We start from the raw sequence: 1031 nt of genomic DNA, 5'->3' as shown, positions 1-1031 counted from the left end.
CGGGCAAGCAGGGCTTCGTCCTCGCATTCGGCCATGACCCGGATCAGCGGTTCGGTGCCGGATTTGCGGATCAAGAGGCGGCCATGGCCGGTGAGCGCGGCCTCGGCCTCGGCGATGGCGCTGCGCACGCGGGTGCTGTCGAGCGGCGCGCTGCCCAAGGCGAAGCGCACGTTCTTCAGCAGCTGCGGCACCGGTTCGAAACTGCGGGTCAGCGTGCTGGCGGGCTGGCCGGTGCGGACCATTTCCGCCAGAAACTGCAACCCGGCCATCAGCCCGTCGCCGGTGGTGGCGTAATCGGTCATCACGATATGGCCCGACTGTTCGCCGCCCAGATTCCAGCCATTCGCGCGCATCGCCTCGACCACGTAACGGTCGCCGACCTTGGTGCGTTCGAGCCGCAGGCCGCGCGCGTCCAGAAAGCGCTCCAGCCCGAGATTGGACATGACGGTGGCCACCAGCGTGCCGCCGCTGAGGCGCCCCTCTTCGGCCCAGCGGGCGGCCATCAGCGCCATGAGCTGGTCGCCATCGGCCACGGCGCCGGTCTCGTCGATGAGGATCACCCGGTCGGCATCGCCGTCAAGGCAGATGCCCACATCCGCGCCATGGGCCAGCACCGCCTCGGCGGCGGCCTGCGGGCGGGTGGAGCCGCAATTGTCGTTGATGTTGAGCCCGTTGGGCGTGGTGCCCACCGGCACCACCTCGGCGCCCAGTTCCCACAGCACCTCGGGGGCGGCGCGATAGGCGGCGCCATTGGCGCAGTCGATCACCACCTTCATGCCGTCCAGCCGCATGCCTTGCGGAAAGCTGGATTTCACCCGTTCCTGATAGCGGAAGCGGCCGTCGTCGATGCGGCGGGCGCGGCCGATATTGCCGGCCTGCGCGGGCTGCACCCCGGCCTCGATCAGCGCCTCGATCTCGGTTTCGGCCTCGTCGGAGAGCTTGAACCCGTCGGGGCCGAAGAACTTGATGCCGTTGTCATGGGCAGGATTGTGCGAGGCGGAGATCATGATCCCCACATCGGCCCGCATCGA

Annotated in this window: 1 protein-coding gene; it reads right to left on the bottom strand. The window is 68.8% G+C overall.

The window, feature by feature from the left end; translation table 11 throughout:
* The coding region (glmM, locus tag VK682_RS27245) for a phosphoglucosamine mutase (RefSeq protein ID WP_324782999.1) at nt 1–1031 on the bottom strand (1031 nt) is incomplete at both ends.

It is taken from the genome of Salipiger marinus, assembly GCF_035481585.1.
GTDB classification, from domain to species: Bacteria; Pseudomonadota; Alphaproteobacteria; order Rhodobacterales; family Rhodobacteraceae; genus Salipiger; species Salipiger marinus.
Note: the sequence above shows the minus strand (reverse complement) of the source record. Positions and strands in the feature narration are given on the sequence as shown.